The organism is Pectinatus sottacetonis, from assembly GCF_015732155.1.
Classification (GTDB): Bacteria; Bacillota; Negativicutes; order Selenomonadales; family Selenomonadaceae; genus Pectinatus; species Pectinatus sottacetonis.
On the sequence record NZ_WIQK01000001.1, the window covers coordinates 2,208,121 to 2,228,074 of the forward strand.

17 protein-coding genes are annotated in these 19,954 nt (G+C 36.6%); 16 read left to right on the forward strand and 1 reads right to left on the reverse strand.

Translation table 11 applies throughout. From position 1 onward, the window contains the following. Positions 1–74: 74 nt before the first annotated feature. The 4 genes from pepD to I6760_RS10395 all read left to right on the forward strand — a co-directional run bounded on the left by pepD (position 75) and on the right by I6760_RS10395 (position 4,445). On the forward strand, positions 75–1,535 hold the full coding sequence (gene pepD, locus I6760_RS10380; protein WP_196594354.1) for a beta-Ala-His dipeptidase: 1,461 nt from the start codon (positions 75–77) through the stop codon (positions 1,533–1,535). A 4-nt stretch (positions 1,536–1,539) separates the two neighbouring features. Continuing rightward, a complete protein-coding gene (locus I6760_RS10385) occupies positions 1,540–2,682 on the forward strand; it encodes an acyltransferase (RefSeq protein WP_196594355.1) in 1,143 nt (380 codons plus the stop codon). A gap of 83 nt (positions 2,683–2,765) precedes the next feature. Beyond that, positions 2,766–2,960: a 50S ribosomal protein L28 gene (gene rpmB / locus I6760_RS10390; RefSeq protein ID WP_196594356.1), complete on the forward strand. Its 195-nt coding sequence runs from the start codon at positions 2,766–2,768 to the stop codon at positions 2,958–2,960. Positions 2,961–3,191: 231 nt separating this feature from the next. Further along, complete coding sequence (locus tag I6760_RS10395) at positions 3,192–4,445, forward strand: methionine gamma-lyase family protein (RefSeq protein ID WP_196594357.1); 1,254 nt, start codon at positions 3,192–3,194, stop codon at positions 4,443–4,445. A 39-nt stretch (positions 4,446–4,484) separates the two neighbouring features. Here the strand turns inward: I6760_RS10395 and I6760_RS10400 are convergent, their stop codons facing one another. Next, positions 4,485–6,086, reverse strand: a complete 1,602-nt coding sequence (locus I6760_RS10400; RefSeq protein ID WP_196594358.1) for a GDSL-type esterase/lipase family protein — start codon at positions 6,084–6,086, stop codon at positions 4,485–4,487. A gap of 248 nt (positions 6,087–6,334) precedes the next feature. Between I6760_RS10400 and mfd the strand changes: the two genes are divergently transcribed. The 12 genes from mfd (at position 6,335) to nusA (ending at position 19,950) form a co-directional block, all read left to right on the forward strand. Beyond that, the gene (gene mfd / locus I6760_RS10405) at positions 6,335–9,634 is read left to right on the forward strand and encodes a transcription-repair coupling factor (protein ID WP_196594359.1); all 3,300 of its coding nucleotides are present in this window, start codon (positions 6,335–6,337) and stop codon (positions 9,632–9,634) included. Between the two features lie 10 nt (positions 9,635–9,644). Continuing rightward, the gene (yabN, locus tag I6760_RS10410) at positions 9,645–11,099 is read left to right on the forward strand and encodes a bifunctional methyltransferase/pyrophosphohydrolase YabN (RefSeq protein ID WP_196594360.1); all 1,455 of its coding nucleotides are present in this window, start codon (positions 9,645–9,647) and stop codon (positions 11,097–11,099) included. A gap of 188 nt (positions 11,100–11,287) precedes the next feature. Next, positions 11,288–11,560 carry an HU family DNA-binding protein gene (locus tag I6760_RS10415; RefSeq protein ID WP_132548939.1) on the forward strand — a complete coding sequence of 91 codons (273 nt, stop codon included), beginning with the start codon at positions 11,288–11,290 and terminating at the stop codon, positions 11,558–11,560. A gap of 262 nt (positions 11,561–11,822) precedes the next feature. Further along, entirely contained in the window at positions 11,823–12,566 is a 744-nt protein-coding gene (locus I6760_RS10420; RefSeq protein ID WP_231036243.1) for an SDR family NAD(P)-dependent oxidoreductase, read from the forward strand. 104 nt (positions 12,567–12,670) lie between these two features. Then, the gene (gene recA / locus I6760_RS10425; RefSeq protein ID WP_196594361.1) at positions 12,671–13,780 is read left to right on the forward strand and encodes a recombinase RecA; all 1,110 of its coding nucleotides are present in this window, start codon (positions 12,671–12,673) and stop codon (positions 13,778–13,780) included. Then, entirely contained in the window at positions 13,764–14,231 is a 468-nt protein-coding gene (locus I6760_RS10430; RefSeq protein ID WP_196594362.1) for a regulatory protein RecX, read from the forward strand. The genes recA and I6760_RS10430 overlap by 17 nt, the downstream gene beginning before the upstream one ends. A 203-nt stretch (positions 14,232–14,434) precedes the next feature. Beyond that, complete coding sequence (locus I6760_RS10435; protein ID WP_196594363.1) at positions 14,435–15,940, forward strand: IMP dehydrogenase; 1,506 nt, start codon at positions 14,435–14,437, stop codon at positions 15,938–15,940. 86 nt (positions 15,941–16,026) lie between these two features. Next, the gene (thyX, locus tag I6760_RS10440; RefSeq protein ID WP_196594364.1) at positions 16,027–16,713 is read left to right on the forward strand and encodes an FAD-dependent thymidylate synthase; all 687 of its coding nucleotides are present in this window, start codon (positions 16,027–16,029) and stop codon (positions 16,711–16,713) included. Then, on the forward strand, positions 16,703–17,602 hold the full coding sequence (gene rlmB / locus I6760_RS10445) for a 23S rRNA (guanosine(2251)-2'-O)-methyltransferase RlmB (RefSeq protein ID WP_196594365.1): 900 nt from the start codon (positions 16,703–16,705) through the stop codon (positions 17,600–17,602). Before thyX ends, rlmB begins: the two co-directional genes overlap by 11 nt. Positions 17,603–17,626: 24 nt before the next feature. Beyond that, positions 17,627–18,169, forward strand: coding sequence for an NYN domain-containing protein (locus tag I6760_RS10450; RefSeq protein WP_196594366.1), 543 nt, complete (start codon positions 17,627–17,629; stop codon positions 18,167–18,169). A 188-nt stretch (positions 18,170–18,357) separates the two neighbouring features. Then, positions 18,358–18,804 carry a ribosome maturation factor RimP gene (locus tag I6760_RS10455; protein ID WP_196594367.1) on the forward strand — a complete coding sequence of 149 codons (447 nt, stop codon included), beginning with the start codon at positions 18,358–18,360 and terminating at the stop codon, positions 18,802–18,804. Positions 18,805–18,822: 18 nt separating this feature from the next. Continuing rightward, a complete protein-coding gene (gene nusA / locus I6760_RS10460; protein WP_196594368.1) occupies positions 18,823–19,950 on the forward strand; it encodes a transcription termination factor NusA in 1,128 nt (375 codons plus the stop codon). The last annotated feature ends 4 nt before the right edge of the window (positions 19,951–19,954 follow it).

Below are 19,954 nucleotides of genomic sequence, written 5' to 3' on the forward strand. Positions count from 1 at the left end.
TGTTATAAGATTTTCTGCTAGTTCATGTTTATTTCATAATAATATAAACTATAGCATTTATAGGAGGCAGTATCATGGATAAAAATCTTATTTTAGAAGATGTATTAGAAGAATTTACAAAACTTGCCGAAATTCCAAGACCTTCGGGTCATGAAAAAAAGGTAAGTGATTATATTGCATCAAGATTGAAAGAACTGGGGCTTGAGGTGGTGCAAGACCAGTATAATAATATAATAGCAAATAAAAAAGCGGAACCAGGTTTTGAACATGTACCGCTGATATTATTCCAAGGCCATATGGATATGGTTTGTGTTGCCGATCCAGGTGTGCAATATGACCCGGTTAAAGATGCCATAAAGGTAAAAAATGATGGGAAATACCTATTTGCAGAAGGTACCAGCCTGGGAGCTGACGATGGAATAGGAGTTGCCAGTGTAATATATTTGTTAACACAAAAGTTTGTCCATGGTCCGCTGCGTGCAATATTTACAGTTGACGAAGAAAATGGGATGACAGGCGCACGTGGCCTCGATAAAAAATATTTAGAAAATGTTAAATATGTTATAAATTGTGATTCAGAAGATTATGATGTAGTTACAGTAGGCAGCGCAGGAAGTGTGAGATTGAATTTTGTTTCAGATGTGGATGTATGCAACCGTTTTAATGGTGATAGCAGTGCCAGTATTATTATAAAAAACTTACTGGGCGGACACTCTGGCGCAGAAATAAATCAAAACAGGGCAAATGCAATAAAAATATTAACAATTATTTTACAGCGCTTAGAAAAAAATAATATATGTTTTGAAGTTGCGGATATTAACGGTGGTGCTGCTGTTAATGCTATAGCGGCAAAAGCTTCGGCAGATATTGTCTACAATAAAACTGATGAAAATAAAATAAAAGCTGTTATTGATGAAGTACAATGTGAATTTACTGAAGTCTATGGCAGTGCAGAAGAAAAGGCAGCATTTATTTTTACCCCAATAACTATGTCAAACACAGTTATTGACAAAAAAACAGTAAACAAGCTTATTATGCTTTTGTCGGCCTTACACAGTGGTGTTTATGCTATGTCCCAGACTACAGCAGATTTACCCGAGTTATCGGCTAATATTGGCAGAGTATATATAAAGGATAAAAAAGTTGTAGTATCATTGTTGGCCAGAAGTGCTACAAATGCTAATCTATCATTTATAAAAAATTCCTATGAAGCTTTTGCCTGCCTGACTGGGTTTAAGGTCAAATTTGCCCCTACTTCACCGGCGTGGAATGGAAATGCTGATAGTGAATTAGTGCGGATGGCTCTAGATATTTTCAAAAGACAAAATAATAAATACATGAAGGTTGAATTTATACATGGCGGACTGGAATGTAATTATTTTTCCGATAAGATGCCGCAATTGGAAATAATCTCCATAGGACCAAACAATATTGATATTCATACGCCACAGGAAAGATTACAGCTTGACACGATAATTCCGCAGATTTGTTTAATGAAGGAAATGACTGAACAGATAGCGGAAAAGGGAAAATGAAATAATGGATAGTACCGGTACTTTAAGAAAACCGCGTGTTAACGCAATTGAATATATGCGTGGCATTTCTATGCTGGGGGTCGTTGGTATACATGTAGGCTCACAGTACATAGTAAATAATACAGTAGCAAATATGCATCTTGTTGCTGTTTTTGAAATAGTAACGCGTTTTTCTGTTCCTATATTTTTTTTTATTTCAGCTTTTGGCCTTTTCTATAATCTTGATTGGGATAAAAAACTTAATTATGGTAAATTTATCAGAAAACGTTTTAAAACAGTTGTGGTTCCTTACTTGGCCTGGTCAGTTTTTTATTTGCTTTTATATGGGAGTCACTATGATAATATGGCAGTATTTAAGCCGATTCATGTATTGTTTGTACTTTTTTTTGGTTTGGCATGCTATCAGTTGTATTTTATGGTCATATTAATATGGTTTTATTTACTCATGCCGCTATGGATTTTTATTGTAAAAAGGATGGATTACAGTAGATTGACCGTTATGTTTGTACTGCAGATAATTTTTGATTATTATTCCAGTTTTGTGATGAACCCTTATGGAATAACTAATTCCTTACTGCGGGATTTATTAGTATACCGGCTTAATTACTGGGTACTTCATTATATATTTATTTTTATAATTGGCGGCTATATAGCTGTACATTTTAAAGAATTTCAACTATTTATGAAAAATAAACGGGCTGAAATAGCGGTTTTTTTCCTGCTCTCTCTTATAGGTATATTGGCATATTATTATTATTGTCTGTTTGGGAAGGGGTATACTCTGCTGGAAGCTATAAATACTGCTCACCAATTATCACCAGCAGGTGTTTTTTATACGCTGGGGGCTACAATATTTCTCTTTAGTGAATTTTATCATGCAGATAGAGTAAAATTAGTAAAAAATATTTTTTCACCTTTGGGAAAACATTCATATTTTGCTTATTTATGTCACCCTGTTTTTATTTCTCTTTTAGCAGCTATTTTAGGCAGGTTGAATTTAATGATGACGGGATTCATTAGCATAGTGTTTTATTGCGGTACAGTTTTTTTGGCCGTTTTGGCAGCAATAATCTGCAGAAATTTTTCAGAAAAATATTTTCCGTACTTGAATGCATTGACGATAGGTAAGTATCCTAGACACAAATAAATCTTGCAATTTATACAAAGATATGTTATATTGTTTCTATTGTGTGTTAATTAACTTATGATTATTAAGGAGGCGTGTTATAGATGGCAAATGTTTGTGAAATTTGTGGAAAAGGCGAAATGTCGGGTATGAACGTCAGTCATTCTCATTTAAAAACTAAACGTAAATGGAAGCCTAATATCCAGCGTGTACGTGCAGTTGTGGATGGCGAAGTAAAACGCATCAATGTTTGCACTCGCTGCATGCGCACCAGCAGCAAAGTTCAGCGTGCTAATTAATATGCGCTCTCGTTTTGGAAATATATGATTATTTATTTTCTGTCTATATAATGAGTAATGGGTGCTTTTTAGCTCGGTACTCTGTTTCTACAGCAGTGTTAGTGTATTATGTAAGCCCTTATCCTGAAGGATAGGGGTTTTTCTATTTTTGGATAAATTAGGCTGATCTATACGAGCAATATTGAATTAATATAAATTATAATTATAGAAGCTTTTATTATAAAACGGGGGATGTTAGAATTGTTTTCGGAAAATATACTGAAGGTTAAGGAACGAGCCTTAAAAGAATGTAAACAATATTTTTCTAATCCAGATAAAATTGCCGAAAAAAATACTTTGAAAATATTAAACGCTATGCGCAAGGTAAAGGTATCAGAAGCACATTTTAATACATCGACGGGTTATGCTTATGATGATATTGGACGCGGTAAATTGGAAGATTTATATGCGGAAATATTCAAAACAGATAGTGCCTTGGTAAGAACCCAGTTCGTTTCGGGTACGCATACATTATCGACAGTCTTGTTTGGGATACTACGGCCGGGTGATGAGCTGGTATCTGTCATGGGAAAACCTTATGATACTATGCGTACTGTTATCGGCTATGAAAATCCCAGCCCCGGATCTTTAAAAGAATTTGGCATTAGTTACAAGGAAGCACCGCTTGACAAGGATGGACATGTTGATTTTGCCGCTGTAAAAAGATGTATAAATAAGAATACCAAGATGGTATTGATACAGCGGTCACGTGGTTATAGTCTACGGCCAACTCTGACGGTAAACGATATAGGTGAAATTTGTGCTTTTATAAAAAATATTAAACCTGATTGTATATGTTTTGTAGATAACTGTTATGGAGAATTTATAGAAGAAAAAGAACCTACAGAAGTTGGTGCTGATATTATGGGTGGCTCGCTGATAAAAAATCCAGGTGGCGGGATAGCACCTACAGGCGGGTATATTGTTGGCAGAAAAGATTTGGTTGAGTTGGCTTCTTATAGAATGACATCCCCTGGCATGGGTGCTGAACTGGGGGCTTCACTGGAAAATAACAGGCTATTATTCCAAGGCTTGTTTGTGGCACCGCATGTTGTAGCTCAGGCAGTGAAAAGTGCAATCTTTGCCGCAGTGTTTTTTTCTGATCTGGGTTATATTACCCGGCCTAATGCTTCTGCTAAACGCGGTGATATTATTCAGGCCATAGAATTGAAAACAAGAGAAAATCTCATAGCCTTTTGTCACGGTATCCAAAAATATTCGCCGGTAGATTCCTTTGCAGCTCCTGAACCATGGGATATGCCAGGATATACAGACCAGATTATAATGGCAGCAGGAACTTTTGTGCAGGGAGCGTCAATAGAACTCAGTGCCGATGGTCCGATGCGGGAACCATTTAGTGTGTATATGCAGGGAGCATTGACATTTGAACATGGAATTATTGCAGCAATGGGAGCGGCGCAGGAATTAGAAAACCTGCAGGATTAAAAAAAGGAGGCAAAATTTCTTTAATTTTGCCTCCTTTTTTTAATTATTAGGGTCAGACCAGATAAATAGATTTTTATTTCGGTTTATTATAGCAGCCATTATTTTTTTACCGGCTATATTGGGATGCAAACCGTCAGGGGAATATTTTTCAGCCATATTTCCATTTTCATCAAGAAAATATGGTTCAATATCTATATGGCAGGGGAGGCTGAGAATATAATCATTAACCTTTTTCAATTTATTTTTCCAATCAGGATCAGTGTTAGTATTGAATACGGATTTTATATTAGCAGGATTTAGGGGAAGCAGTGTCATGAAAACAGGATGGATATTATTATCAAGACATTTCTGCCGGATTTTCTGTAGTTCAGCTATGATAGTATCTGCACTGATATTTTCGTCACGCAGGCTGTTTGTTCCGCACAGGATCAGTAAGTTGCGCGGAGCAAAGGGAAGTACATCATGGTCGAAACGGTCCAATGCCATACGTGAAGTATCACCACTTTTGGCAAGGTTGATTGTAGGAAAATCGAGATAAGTCTGATAATTGTATTCCATATTAGCAGGAGAATAAGATATATTGCCGCCGCCATGGGTGATGCTGTCACCAAAAGTAGCGATAGTAACTCCTCCGGCCGTAGGAGCAGTATAGTTTATTTTTTGCAGATCAGACCACTCTCCCAAAGCAGTACCTTTAGCATCTATGCCTCGTACGCGCCAATAGTACGTCCCCTTTTTCATAAGTGGTTTTTTATCATAACAGCTAAAAAGATCATTTACCTTTAAAGTTTCTATGGTAATAAGTGATGTGGGAGTTTGTTTTAATAATTCTACCTCATAGTGAGTTGTATTGAGCATGGGAATCCAGTTATAGACAGGATATAAAGGCATTTTCCGACCAGGAATAGTATCATAATTATCAAGCAATGGTTTATGCGGAACAGGGACAGCTGGATTTATAATTATTTTCTGAAGCGTGGAAAATACGCCAATAGGATTGCCATGAAAATCAAGGGCTCTTATGCGCCAGAATATATGTTTTTCCTTTTCATAAGGAGATAAATCAACTTGGCATCCATGGGTGAAGATATTTTCCGATGAATACAAGTGATTTGTCTGGGATAATTTTATGCCATGGGGATCGTCTGGAGGACCAGATAATAATTCTAATTGATAATACACAGCATTGGGGACGGTATGCCATATTAAATAAGGTCTTAAGCTAGCAGGATTATTTTTATTATAAATAGTTATAGGGGTGGGGATAAGAGGTTTTCCGGTAAAAATGGTATCACCCTTAAAAGAGGAAGACTGGCCGATTCTGCCAAACATACCATAAGCTTTTATCTGATAGTAAGTAGGCAATATAGGAGCAATAGCATATGTATTATTAAAGGTAAAATGCTTTTTTACTAGTTTATATTTTTCTTTGATAGCAGGATTGTTGGGATTTTTGATGAAAGTATCTACTTCATAAAGAGAAGGGTAAGGCAATTTCTGCCATGTAAGCAGTGAATCATTTGTAATTCGTATATTCCAGGGTGTTGTTTTGAAAGACAAAGCGTCAGTTTTTTCTGTTAAAAATATACATATTATCACAAAATATAGAATAATAAGGGAAAATGCCATAAATTTTTTCATTTCATCATCCTCAGAGATGTTATAGTAGTATACTTTATGTGGTAAACAGGAATTTTATTCATAAAAACCATTATATAAAAAAGACGGGTGAAGGTAAAGAGTTCTTTTGTATTAAAATATTGGTAATTGTTAGGGATTACTTGACGATAGTATATTAAAATCTTATAATAAAACTCATGTGCTCAGGGACTGTCGAAGAATGAATTTTTTTGATAGTCCCCTTTTCGCCTTGGTAAATGGAGGTATCTATGAATATACTTTTTGAGAAAATGTTTTCTGATCCGAGTGTTAAAAAATTAATACACTGTTATAATGATGATAAAGGACAGGAATATATATATGGGTTATCTGGTTCACAAAAACACGCAATGCTGTCAGCCTGTTATCTGCAAAATCCTAAAACTATTGTTATTATCTGCAATAATGGAGAAGCTGCTGCCCAGTGGCTGTCTGATTTAAATATGCTTTTGCCGGAAGAAGCAGTGATAACGGAATTGCCGGCTTTGGATATAATGTCTGTTTCAGCAACAGCAAAGAGTATGGAGCTGGTTGCTAAAAGGATGGAAATACTGGGACGGCTGACGCAAAATATGCCTTTGGTTGTTGTAGCAACCACAGCAGCAGCAGTTCAGGGAAATTTGTCAAAAGCAGATTTTGACAAATACAGCCTGTCACTCAGTATAGATGATAAAATGGAAATAGATACATTGCTTGAAAGACTGGTGAGTCTGGGCTATGAAAATATAGATCAAGTCGAGCATATAGGTCAATTCAGTATGCGTGGCGGCATTGTCGATATATTTCCGATAAATGCAGTAGAACCATTTCGTATAGAATTTTTTGATAATAGTGTAGAATCAATAAGAATATTTGATTTGGAAACACAGCGATCAGTCAAAAATGTGGGAACGGTAACGGTTATGCCGCTGGCACCATCGGATGAAGTGGGACAGAAAACAGTATTTTTATCTTATTTACCCGAAAATTCTGTAATATTTATTGATGAACCTCTGCGCATCAAGGAAGAAATATTAACAATGGTTAAAGAGATACCTGAGGCAAAAAACAATATTTTTTCATGGGAGGATATACTGGCAGCAGCCGGTAAAAAAAATCTTATATATTCTTCTTTGATGCTGCAAAAAATACATATTGCTAAACCAGCACAAATTATTAGCGCGGTGGTTAAAGAGGTTGCCCCTTTTCAACGCCAAATAGAATTATTGTGTGAGGAGTTAAAAAATTGGCTTGTACAGAAAAATGACATAATAATATTAATGAATGATGAACAAAAAGCAGAGTATATCCACGATATCCTTAATCAGCATAAAGTTCCGGCTAATTTTTCCCGTACAGGAAAGCTGACACAAGGACTTGTATGTATAACCATTGGAACACTTTCCAATGGTTTTGAACTGCCTGGAGCCCATTTGGTTGTAGTAACGGAAAAGGATATAATGGGCCGCCAGAAAAAGCGTTCAGCAGCGCGGCATATAAATAAAGGAGAAAAAATAACCCATTTTCGTGACATAAACATTGGTGATTATGTAGTTCATGTTAATCACGGAATTGGTAAATATCTTGGTGTAAAAACCATTACTGTAAATGGTATTCATCGTGATTATCTGCATATAAAATATGGTGGGGATGATAAACTGTTTGTGCCGACTGATCAGGTACACTTACTGCAAAAATATATCGGCAGTGAAGGCGACATTCCCCGTTTAAGTAAAATGGATGGTATTGCATGGAATAAGGCCAAAGCTAAGGCTAAAGAGGCAGTAGAAAAAATAGCTAAGGATTTGGTTAAATTATATGCTGAAAGAAAAAATGGCAAGGGATATGCTTTTTCTCCTGATACACCGTGGCAAAGAGAATTTGAAGATGCATTTCCTTATGAAGAAACACCAGATCAGTTAGCGGCGGTTAAAGATATAAAAGCTGATATGGAAAAAGAAAAAGCCATGGACAGGTTGCTCTGCGGTGATGTAGGGTTTGGTAAAACAGAAGTAGCTATAAGGGCTGCTTTTAAGGCTGCTATGGATGGTAAGCAGGTTGCCGTGTTAGTGCCTACTACTGTACTGGCACAACAGCATTTTCAGACATTTAGCAGCCGCTTTGAAGGATTCCTGCCAACAGTTGATGTAATTTGTCGTTTCCGTACACCGAAGGAACAAAAGATTACCTTGGAAAAAGTTGCTATGGGTGAAATTGATATTCTTATAGGAACACATGCTATTTTAAATAGTAAAAAAGTTAAGTTTAAAGATTTGGGATTACTCATTGTTGATGAAGAACAACGGTTTGGAGTAAAACAAAAAGAAAAAATAAAAGCTATGAGTAAAAACCTCGATGTTTTGACATTGAGTGCTACACCTATTCCCCGCACGCTGCATATGTCGCTGGTAGGAGCCAGGGATATGAGTATAATAGAAACACCGCCGAAAGAACGATTTTCTATTCAAACATATGTTATTGAAAATAATGATACTATTCTTTGCGATGCCATAAGGCGGGAAATCAGACGCGGCGGACAGATATATTTTATTTATAATAGGATTGAAACTATTGACAGAATGTATTTGAAATTGACAGATCTGCTGCCAGAGGCGCGCATAAAAGTGGCACATGGGCAAATGCCCGAAAGTCTTTTGGAAAAAGCTATGATGGAATTTTATGAAGGGAAATATGATATACTGTTGGCTACGAGTATAATAGAAAATGGACTTGATATTGCCAATGCCAATACTATTATAATATATGATGCTGATAAATTTGGATTATCCCAGTTATATCAGATGAGAGGTCGTGTCGGCAGGTCTAAAAGTATGGCATTTGCTTATTTTGTTTATCAACGGGACAAGGTTTTAACTGAAACAGCAGAAAAAAGATTAAAAGCGATAAAAGATTTTGCTGAATTGGGATCTGGTTTTAAAATTGCCATGAGGGATTTGGAAATTCGCGGTGCGGGTAATCTTTTGGGTTCACAGCAGCATGGACATATTTCCAGTGTTGGATTTGAAATGTATTGTCGTTTGCTGGAAGAAGCAATAGAACAGATGCGCACTGGCAAAAAAGTGGTTGAAACAGTAGAGCCGATTATAGAAATGAAAATAGATGCATATATTGATGGAGGATATATAAGCGATGCTATGCATAAAATGGAGATATATCAAAAAATAGCTGCTTTGCGTAATGATGAGCAGATAGTTAGTTTAAAAAGCGAATTAGAAGATCGCTTTGGCAGTATAACGGAGCCAGTAAAAAATTTGCTGAAAATAGCCAGTATAAAAAATTATGCGCGTAATTTAGGAATTAAATCAATAGTGGAAAAGAAGGATTATATTGACTTTGTGCTTATAGAAAATCATAATATAAAAGCAGAAAATTTATTATTGATGCGACAGTATTTAGGCGGAATGGTAAAATTTATCCAGAGCGATAATAATATAATAAGATTAAAATTGACAGCTAAAACAGCGGCTAATCCGGTAAATATTGTTATGCGTACGGTCAAGCGGCTAGCAGGAGTTAAGGATGTAGTATAAAGGAGTTTTTATGGGTAGTATAAGCATAGTAGGGTTAGGTCCAGCTGATGGTGGATTTATAACCAATCAGACTTGGGAATTGATGAAAAAAGCAGACGTACTGTATTTTAGGACAAAATATCATCCAGCAGCAGATGATGTAGAAAAAGCTGGAATTATTTTTAATACATATGATTATTTATATGAACAATCAGAATCATTTGAAGATGTATATAAGGCGATAAGTATGGATGTCATAAAACGTGCTAAAACTGGAGCAGATATCGTTTATGCAGTTCCCGGCAGTCCTATGGTAGCAGAACAGACGGTTATAATTATTCGCGATATGGCAAAACAAAAAAATATACCAGTCAGGATTTATGCTGGAATGAGTTTTTTGGAATTATTATATATAAAACTCAATATAGATCCTATCGATGGGCTGCTGGTTTTAGATGCACTTGAATTGGAAAATCAGTCAGTATATAATTCCGTAAATAAAATAATTACCCAGTTATATGATGTTCATACTGCTTCCGAAGTTAAGCTGACATTAATGGGAGAGCTGCCGGACGACCATGAAGTGGCACTGATATACCATTTGGGGTTGGCTGATGAAAAGATAGATTATATACCTCTTTATGAACTGGACAGGCATAAAGAGATCGATTATTTGACAAGTCTTTATGTTCCGCGCTATGATGGAAAGCAAACAGCCTTTACAATACAGCCATTATCAGATATAATACATATTCTGAGGGCACCTGGTGGATGTCCCTGGGATATAGTGCAGACACATAAGTCATTGCGGCGCAACCTTATTGAAGAAGTATATGAGGTAATTGAGGCTATTGATTTACAAGATGCCGATCTCTTATGTGAAGAATTGGGCGATTTGCTTATGCAGATAGTTTTTCATGCTCGTGTGGCTGAGGAAACAGGTGTTTTTTCAATGCAGGATGTAGTAGATGGCGTTACCAAAAAGCTAATTCATCGTCATCCGCATGTTTTTGGTAATACATCGGTAAAGGATGCAGGAGAAGTCCTGTTAAATTGGGAAAAAATAAAAAGAGAAGAAAAAAAGGACAGAAAATCTGTTCTTGACGGAGTACCAAAAGATCTGCCGGCACTTATGAGTGCCTATAAATTGCAGTATAAAGCGGCAAAAGTCGGATTTGACTGGAAAACTGTTGGACCAGTTTGGGAAAAGGTGACTGAAGAATTTGCTGAACTTAAAAATGCAGTTGCTGCCAATGATGAGGACAATATTGAAGAAGAGCTGGGGGATCTTTTATTTAGTGTGGTTAATTTGTCACGCTTTTTAAAAGTTGATGCAGAATTAGCACTGCGTTCTAGTAATAAAAAATTCTGCCGCCGTTTTTCTTATATAGAAAAAGAGCTGAAGAGGCAAAATAAGGATTGGGACCAATTTAATTTAGCACAGCTGGATAGAATGTGGGACGCAGCTAAAGCAGCAGAAAAATAGTAATATAATTGTTGTTATTCAAAAGAGTATTGTAGAATATTTTTTTAAAATTAGAAAATAAGTCTTTATACTGCTCTTTTTTATAAAAAATCTATAAATTTTATAAAAAAATTATAGATAAAAAAAGGAATAATCCAAGTTACAGCGAATTGGAAGTATCGTAACAAAATCAAAAGGAGGCTATATTCGTGAATAAATCCGAATTAGTGGCCAGTGTTGCTGAACAAGCTGGCTTGACCAAAAAAGACGCTGAAAAGGCAGTTAATGCTATTTTTGCTAGTGTACAGGACACTTTAGTCAAAGGTGAAAAAGTGCAGATTATCGGCTTCGGTACTTTTGAAGTCAGAGCTCGCGCTGCTCGTAAGGGCCGCAATCCTCAGACGGGTGACACTATCGAAATTCCAGAATCAAAGAACCCTGTATTCAAAGCAGGTAAAGCATTAAAAGATGCTGTAAATTAATTTAGGATACATACGTAATCACTGTAAAAAGCCTTATGCTTTAGCACAGGGAATATAAAGTGTGTCCTGAGAATTTGCGCAAGTAATTGAAACTGGATAAATCTATAAATGGATGGGGCATCATTCATTGTGAAGACAACTTGCAGGGATCTGTTTTAGCAGGCTGGGTCATTATCACAGAATCCTCTGGCCTTTAGCTATGAGGAGTATGTCAAAGAGCTTGATTTTATATCAGGCTCTATATTTTTTTAGGAGCATTATTATGAAAATAGCAGTTATAACGGGTGGAACATCAGGAATAGGTTTGGCAGCAGCAAAATTATTTTTGGAAAATGGTTTTACTGTTGTTGCCATAGGCAAAACAATAAAAAAATATGAAACTGCATTAAAAAAACTTGCTGCTTATAAAACCAGATATCATTTTATTAAAGCTGATATTATGTATTGTGAGGAATGCAGCCGGGCTGCAGCTTTGATTAAAGAAAAATTTTCTCAAGTTGAGGTTTTGGTTAACTCTGCCGGAATTTACCAGGAAAATCCTATCGATGATGTTGAAGAAAAAGATTTTGACCTAATGGTGGGAGTAAATCTCAAAGGAACATATTTTATGTGCAAATATATTATGCCTCTTTTACGAAAAAATACTACTGGCGCATCCATAGTAAATATATCATCGGATGCGGGAATAAATGGAAATTATTTTTGCACATTATATTGCGCTACAAAAGGGGCAGTTACCGTTTTTACCAAAGCACTTGCCCTGGAAACAGCAAAAGATAATATACGTGTGAATTGTGTTTGTCTGGGGGATATCAATACACCGCTAACACAAAAACAGCTTGCTGAAGATGATTATGGTAAGGAGCATATAGCTGATCCTTATCCTCTAGGACGTATTGGGACAATCTATGAAGCTGCTGAGGTAATATATTTCCTCGCATCGGCAAAAGCGTCTTTTGTCACAGGAGCAGCATGGGCTGTAGACGGTGGTTTGACAGCTTATTAAGATTTATTTATAACGATATTCAGCTTTCCGTATTCTATGTTGATTTTCCAATTGAACTCAGGTATAATCAGTTTATAGAAGAGAAAGGCTGGTATCGAAAATAAATGGAAAAAAATCAAACCTTGGATAAGGATAAAGCTTTAGAAAATGCCTTGAAGCAGATTGAACGGGATTTTGGTAAGGGGGCAATAATGAAGCTGGGAGAAGCTGCAGCTGATATGAATATCGAGGTTATTCATACGGGAAATCTACCGCTTGACATAGCATTGGGAGTTGGTGGTGTACCGCGGGGGAGAATTGTGGAAATTTACGGACCAGAATCTTCCGGGAAAACGACAGTAGCGCTGCACATCATAGCTGAAGCACAAAAGACTGGTGGCATAGCGGCATTTATTGATGCTGAACATGCGCTGGACCCTGTTTATGCCAAGAAACTGGGTGTAGATATTGATAATTTATTGATATCGCAGCCGGATAATGGCGAACAGGCATTGGATATTGCTGATGCTTTGGTAAGGAGCGGTGCTATTGATGTTGTGGTAATTGATTCTGTTGCAGCATTGGTACCTAAAGCAGAAATTGAAGGTGAAATGGGGGATTCGCATGTAGGTCTTCAGGCAAGACTTATGTCACAGGCAATGCGGAAATTGACCGGATATATCAGCAGGTCAAGAACAACGGCAATATTTATTAACCAGATACGTGAAAAAGTGGGTGTCATGTTTGGCAGTCCGGAAACAACGACAGGTGGTCGGGCTTTAAAATTTTATGCTACTATTCGTCTTGATGTTCGCAAAATTGATACAATAAAACAAGGCAATGAAATAGTCGGGAACCGTACACGAATAAAGGTTGTAAAAAATAAGGTTGCTCCACCATTTAAACAGGCCGAATTTGATATAATGTATGGCGAAGGAATTTCCCGTGAAGGTGGTATTATTGATTTAGGAACAAATTATGAAATAGTTGATAAGAGTGGTACATGGTATTCATATAATGGGACACGACTGGGGCAGGGAAAAGAAAATGCCAAAAAATTTTTGAAGGAAAATCCTAAAATATGCCAGGAAATTGAGGATAAAATACGTATAAAAGTTGCGCCTGCGCCGGAATCAGATAAAGATAAGGATAAAAGTACAGATAAGGGTAATCGAAAAGACGAAATGATAATTACCTCAGAAGATAAGGCAGTAGCTGATGCCGGTAAAAAATAATAAAACAGCATTAGTAAAGGCTGTGGATTATTTATCGGTACAGGACTATTCGGTTAAACAAATATATGATAAATTAAGTCGTTGTGGTTATGAACAGGAAGAAATAAAAGTAGCAATAGACAAATTAGTTCAAAAAGGATATTTGGACGATGCTGATCTGTGTGACAGGCAAAGTAAGATATATTTGAAGGAAAAACGCTATAGTGTAATGATGATAAAACAAAAATTGCTCAGGAAGGGATTTTCTCCTGATATGGTAAATAAATCACTAACTAGTGATTTTACTATATATGAAAAAAATACTGCTGTGTGTATTTTGCAAAAACATTTAAAAAAAACAACAGATACTGCTAAATCTATGCAGTATCTTTACAGAAAAGGATTTTCTCCGTCAAGTATCCGTTATGCGGTCGATATATTACTAACTAATGGATATGATGCTAATATATAAAATGAATAATAAAAAATCCCCTATATTATCTAAATTATGATGAAATAATAAATTGAAAAAATGTACAACTGTAAATATAAATAATTGTAATCATTAAGCTGCTGGTATTTATACGGCAGTTTTTTCTTATTATATGTTGACAAATAACGAATAAACGTACTATCATTTATACAAATAAAATTTAAAGAAAAGGAGAATGTAACGTGGCGTATTTTTTTGAAAAACCAGCACATACTTTTGGCGAATATTTATTAGTTCCAGGTTATTCCTCTGACAAATGTATTCCAGCAAATGTGTCGCTTCAAACCCCGTTAGTAAAATTTAAAAAAGGGGAAGAACCAGAATTAAAGTTAAATATTCCCCTGACATCGGCAATAATGCAGGCTGTATCTGATGATACCATGGCTATTGCCCTGGCTAAGGAAGGTGGCGTTTCTTTTATATATGGGTCGCAGTCGATAAAGCAGCAGGCTGAAATGGTTACTCGTGTGAAAAATTATAAATCAGGCTTTGTAAGCAGCGATTCCAATATTAAGCCATCGACGACTTTAGGCGAAATATTGGAATTAAAAGACAAAACGGGACATTCTACTATGGCTGTTACGGAAGATGGAACGGCAACCGGGAAATTAGTAGGAATAGTTACGAGCCGTGATTATCGCATAACACGGATGAACATGGGTACACAGGTGCGGGAATTTATGACACCATTTGCCAAGCTTGTTTATGCTGATGCTGATACTACGACATTATCTCAGGCCAATGACATGATCTGGGACAATAAGCTGAATATGCTGCCGCTTGTTGATAAAAACCAACGCTTACGCTACATGGTTTTTCGTAAAGACTATACTGATAACAAAGAAAATAAAAATGAATTGATTGATATGAAGAAACGTTATCTTGTAGGGGCCGGTATCAATACAAGAGATTATGCCGAACGTGTTCCGGCACTGCTGGATGCGGGAGCAGATGTTTTGTGTATTGATTCATCAGAAGGATTCAGTGAATGGCAGAGTATAACACTCAAATACATTCATGAAAAATTCGGTTCTGATGTAAAAGTCGGGGCTGGTAACGTTGTTGATGCGGAGGGCTTTCGGTTTCTAGCCGAAGCCGGAGCTGATTTTATAAAAGTCGGAATTGGCGGCGGTTCTATTTGTATAACACGTGAAACAAAGGGAATAGGCCGTGGGCAGGCAACAGCAGTTATTGATGTTGCTAAGGCACGTGATGAATATTATGCGGAAACGGGTATTTATATACCAATATGCTCAGATGGCGGGATAGTCCACGATTATCATATGACATTGGCACTGGCTATGGGAGCTGATTTTATGATGCTGGGAAGATATTTTTCCCGGTTTGATGAAAGTCCTACTAATAAAGTGAAGATCAATGGTACGTATCTCAAGGAATATTGGGGCGAAGGATCTAACAGGGCACGCAACTGGCAGCGTTATGACATGGGCGGTGATAGAAAGCTGTCCTTTGAGGAAGGTGTTGATTCCTATGTGCCTTATGCCGGAGCGTTGAAGGATAATGTTGGGCTTACCTTGAGTAAAATGCGTTCTACAATGTGTAATTGCGGGGCTCTTACGATAAAGGAATTTCAGGAAAAGGCAAAACTTACACTGGTTTCTTCGACGAGCATTGTTGAAGGCGGTTCACATGATGTCATTTTAAAAGATAAATTTTCCCATGAATAATAATTATATTATTTGTTTATTGATGATATAATGAAAACAGCTATTGCATTAGCAATGGCTGTTTTTCTAATAAATGGAGGATATTTATGAAAGTAAAACTAATAAAATATACCAGTGAACCTGAACGTACTGTAGCAATGGCAGCACGCTTGTGCTACTCATCTGTCGGTGCAGAAGAACTATCGGAGAAAATGACTGATGAGCAGGTGGAAAAGCTTGTAAAAAAGATAGTTGGAATGGGGCATGCATCAACGCTGGAACATGTGACCTTTACCTTTGCTATTGAAGGTGTTTCCCGTGTATTGACACATCAGCTGGTCAGACACCGTATAGCCTCTTATTCCCAGCAATCACAGCGTTATGTGGCCGAGCATGATTTTGAATATATCATTCCCCCATCAATAACTAAAAATGCAGCAGCAGAAAAAAAATTCACTGAATTAATGAGTTTAATAAGAAAAACATATGATGAATTAACAACCATGGATATTCCTAAAGAAGATGCCAGATATGTTTTGGCTAATGCCACAGAAACAAAAATTGTAGCAACCTTCAATACGCGGTCTCTGCTGCATTTCTTTTCTTTGCGCTGCTGCAACCGAGCACAGTGGGAAATAAGGGCAATGGCTAATATGATGCTCAAAGAAGTGAAAAAAGCGGCGCCGCTGCTTTTCAAAAATGCAGGACCATCCTGTATTGCGGAGGGAAAATGTCCTGAAGGCGATATGACGTGCGGGAAATTTGAGCAAATGATAAAAATGCATGAAGAATAATATTGAAGTGGAGAAAAATATGCCGTTTTATAAAAAAAATACCGTGAAATCAGATAAAAAAAGAAATAAGAAATCTGTTGACAATTATAAAAGCAGTAATAAACAAAAGCTGGACGACATAAAGAAAAGCCAGGAAGAAAATACTGTTGATACGGCTGATATGCTTATAGGCCGTAATGCAGTACGTGAAGCGTTAAAGAATAACAGAGATATAAATAAATTATTGATAGCAGAAAACGCACATGGGGGTTCATTGCAGGAAATAATTTCTTTGGCCAGAAGTAAAAAAGTTATAATGCATATGGTCAGTCAAAATAAACTTGATAGTTTATCAGGAGAGAAGCATAATCAGGGAATTCTGGCATATACACCACCAGTTGATTATGCGGATTTTGATGTTGTTTTAGAAGAGGTTTATCAAAAAAAAGAAATACCGTTTTTTATTTTACTAGATGAACTTGAAGATCCGCATAATTTAGGAGCTGTCTTGCGGACAGCTGATGCGGTGGGGGCACATGGTGTTATAATAGCAAAACGCCGCAGCTGTCCACTTTCGTCTACAGTGGCGAAAACTTCAGCTGGTGCTATAGAATATGTACCGGTAATTCGTATTAATAATATGGTGCAGATGATCAATAAACTGAAGAAACAAGGATTCTGGGTAGCCGGAGCAGATGCAGCTGCGGAAAGATTATATTATAATGCTGATCTGAAAGGTCCGCTGCTTTTAGTGATTGGCAGTGAAGGAAAGGGAATAAGCCGTCTGATAAAGGAATCATGTGATTTTCTGGTGAAATTACCTATGCGGGGAAAAGTCAATTCGTTAAATGCTTCAAATGCGGCGGCGGTACTTATGTATGAAGTCCTGAAACAACGTACTAACAATTAAGGAGATTTAATTAAGGAGATTGCAATGATAAGCACGATGAGGACTCATCTTATCGTAGATGGGTATAATGTAATAAATTGCTGGCCGGAATTTTTAAAACTTAATAGTGATTTGGAATATGCCCGTGACAGACTGGTGCAGCTTTTATTAGAATATGGTGCATATCAGAAGTATGATATAACATTGGTTTTTGACGCATTATACACATCATCTGTGCAATCTTTAGAAAAAAGAAATAAACATTTTGAAATAGTTTATACGAAAAAAAAGGAAACAGCAGATAGTTATATTGAAAAATTGGCTTATGATTTAGTACGGGAGGGAAAAGAAGTCTTTGTCGTTACTTCAGACGGGGCAGAACAAAATGCTATACTAGGAGCAGGCGCATATCGGGTTACTGTTAAGGAGTTAAGAAAGACTATAAAAAGTACCAAAAAACATTTGCGTAAATCTTACACAAATAAAATAACAGCAACTTCACATAGAAGTGAGTTAGCAGATAGACTGGATGAAACGATATTGTCCAAGTTAAATATTTTGCGTAAGAAACATTACGATCAGGAATGAGGATGAATTTGTTGTACAGTATTTACAACAACTGAAATTTTTGTATTTTATTTTTGATATAAATGTTTGGCAGTGCAGTTTACATTTTCATTATCTGGTGTTATAATAATAGCATCAACTTAAGCATGTATTTAAAGAGTGGGTGGCAAACCCACTCTTTAGTATTATAGGGATTTTTAGGAGGAACAATGGCGGGATATATAGAAAGTAAGGCAGAAAAAGTAGTAGAAAAATTACTTTTAAATACAGAATATGAACTCGTTGATATCGAATATGTTAAGGAAAAAAATTGGTATTTACGGGTGTTTGTTGATAAAAAAAATGGGATTGATTTAGATGATTGCCAAAAAATAAGTCGTGAAATTGATGAAGAATTAGAAAAAATAAGTTTAATAAAAGATAGCTATATTTTAGAAGTATCATCGCCGGGATTAGATCGTCAATTAAAAAAAGACCGTGACTTTGAGCGGGAAACAGGAAAACAGATTGATATTGTAACTTATGTGCCTGTAGATGGGAAAAAGAAATTTACGGGTAAATTAAGTGCGTATTCAAATGAAACGATAACAATTGATGAAGATATTGTGATATCACGGTCACAAATATCATCAGTGCGTCTGCATATTGATTTTTAATAATAGGGGGATATAGATTTGGCTACCAAAAATAAGAGCGGTGCTAAAAATAAAGGTTTTTTAGAAGCATTTCGTGAAGTGGGAAAAGAAAAGGGAATAGCACTGGAAGTCCTTTTTGATGCAATTGAAGCAGCATTAATTTCTGCATATAAAAGAAACTTTAATTCGGCACAGAATGTACGTGTTTCACTTGACCGGACTACGGGAGAATTTCATGTATATGCAGTAAAAACTGTCGTGGAACAGGTACAGAATAAAATTACGGAAATTTCGCTGGAAGATGCGAAGAGAATACATACCGATTATGCTATAGGTGATGTAATTGAAACAGAAACAACACCGGCCAATTTTGGTAGGATTGCTGCACAGACAGCAAAACAAGTGGTGGTACAGAGAATACGGGAAGCTGAACGAGGGATCATTTATGAAGAATTTTCCAATCGGGCCAATGATATTTTAACTGGCATTGTTCAGCGTATCGAAGGGAAAAATGTCATAATTGATCTGGGAAAGACAGAAGCCCTGCTGACACCGGCAGAACAGATTTCCACAGAAAAATATACTCCTAATGAAAGATTGAAGCTGTATATTGTTGAAGTAAAAAAAACAACAAAGGGACCGCAGATACTTTTATCACGCACTCATCCCGGATTGCTTAAACGTTTATTTGAACTTGAAGTTCCAGAAATAAGTGATGGCATGGTTGAGATTAAATCTGTAGCCAGAGAACCGGGCATGCGTTCTAAAATTGCGGTGTATTCCAAAGATGAAAATATAGATCCCGTTGGTTCATGCGTAGGACAAAAAGGACTGCGTGTGCAGGCTGTAGTTGATGAACTGCGGGGAGAAAAAATTGATATCGTGAAATGGAATGAAGATCCGGCAAAATATATAGCAAATTCATTAAGTCCGGCAAAAGTAGTTTCTGTGGCAATAAGGGAAGAGGAAAAAATTTCCAAAGTAATAGTCCCTGATTATCAATTATCCCTGGCTATTGGCAAAGAAGGCCAGAATGCACGCTTGGCAGCTAAGCTTACAGGCTGGAAAATAGATATAAAAAGTGAGTCCCAGGCAGCTGAAAATGGTGTTGGCGATGATATGGAAGTTGTTACAGTGACAAGTGAAGACTCTTTTTCAGTGGATTGATTAT

Excerpts from the sequence above, each read along its gene's own strand:
- pepD (WP_196594354.1), top strand. The coding sequence starts at position 75 with ATGGATAAAAATCTTATTTTAGAAGATGTATTAGAAGAATTTACAAAA.
- I6760_RS10385 (WP_196594355.1), top strand. The coding sequence starts at position 1,540 with ATGGATAGTACCGGTACTTTAAGAAAACCGCGTGTTAACGCAATTGAA.
- rpmB (WP_196594356.1), top strand. The coding sequence starts at position 2,766 with ATGGCAAATGTTTGTGAAATTTGTGGAAAAGGCGAAATGTCGGGTATG.
- I6760_RS10395 (WP_196594357.1), top strand. The coding sequence starts at position 3,192 with ATGTTAGAATTGTTTTCGGAAAATATACTGAAGGTTAAGGAACGAGCC.
- I6760_RS10400 (WP_196594358.1), bottom strand. The coding sequence starts at position 6,086 with ATGAAAAAATTTATGGCATTTTCCCTTATTATTCTATATTTTGTGATA.
- mfd (WP_196594359.1), top strand. The coding sequence starts at position 6,335 with ATGAATATACTTTTTGAGAAAATGTTTTCTGATCCGAGTGTTAAAAAA.
- yabN (WP_196594360.1), top strand. The coding sequence starts at position 9,645 with ATGGGTAGTATAAGCATAGTAGGGTTAGGTCCAGCTGATGGTGGATTT.
- I6760_RS10420 (WP_231036243.1), top strand. The coding sequence starts at position 11,823 with ATGAAAATAGCAGTTATAACGGGTGGAACATCAGGAATAGGTTTGGCA.
- recA (WP_196594361.1), top strand. The coding sequence starts at position 12,671 with ATGGAAAAAAATCAAACCTTGGATAAGGATAAAGCTTTAGAAAATGCC.
- I6760_RS10430 (WP_196594362.1), top strand. The coding sequence starts at position 13,764 with ATGCCGGTAAAAAATAATAAAACAGCATTAGTAAAGGCTGTGGATTAT.
- thyX (WP_196594364.1), top strand. The coding sequence starts at position 16,027 with ATGAAAGTAAAACTAATAAAATATACCAGTGAACCTGAACGTACTGTA.
- rlmB (WP_196594365.1), top strand. The coding sequence starts at position 16,703 with ATGAAGAATAATATTGAAGTGGAGAAAAATATGCCGTTTTATAAAAAA.
- I6760_RS10450 (WP_196594366.1), top strand. The coding sequence starts at position 17,627 with ATGATAAGCACGATGAGGACTCATCTTATCGTAGATGGGTATAATGTA.
- I6760_RS10455 (WP_196594367.1), top strand. The coding sequence starts at position 18,358 with ATGGCGGGATATATAGAAAGTAAGGCAGAAAAAGTAGTAGAAAAATTA.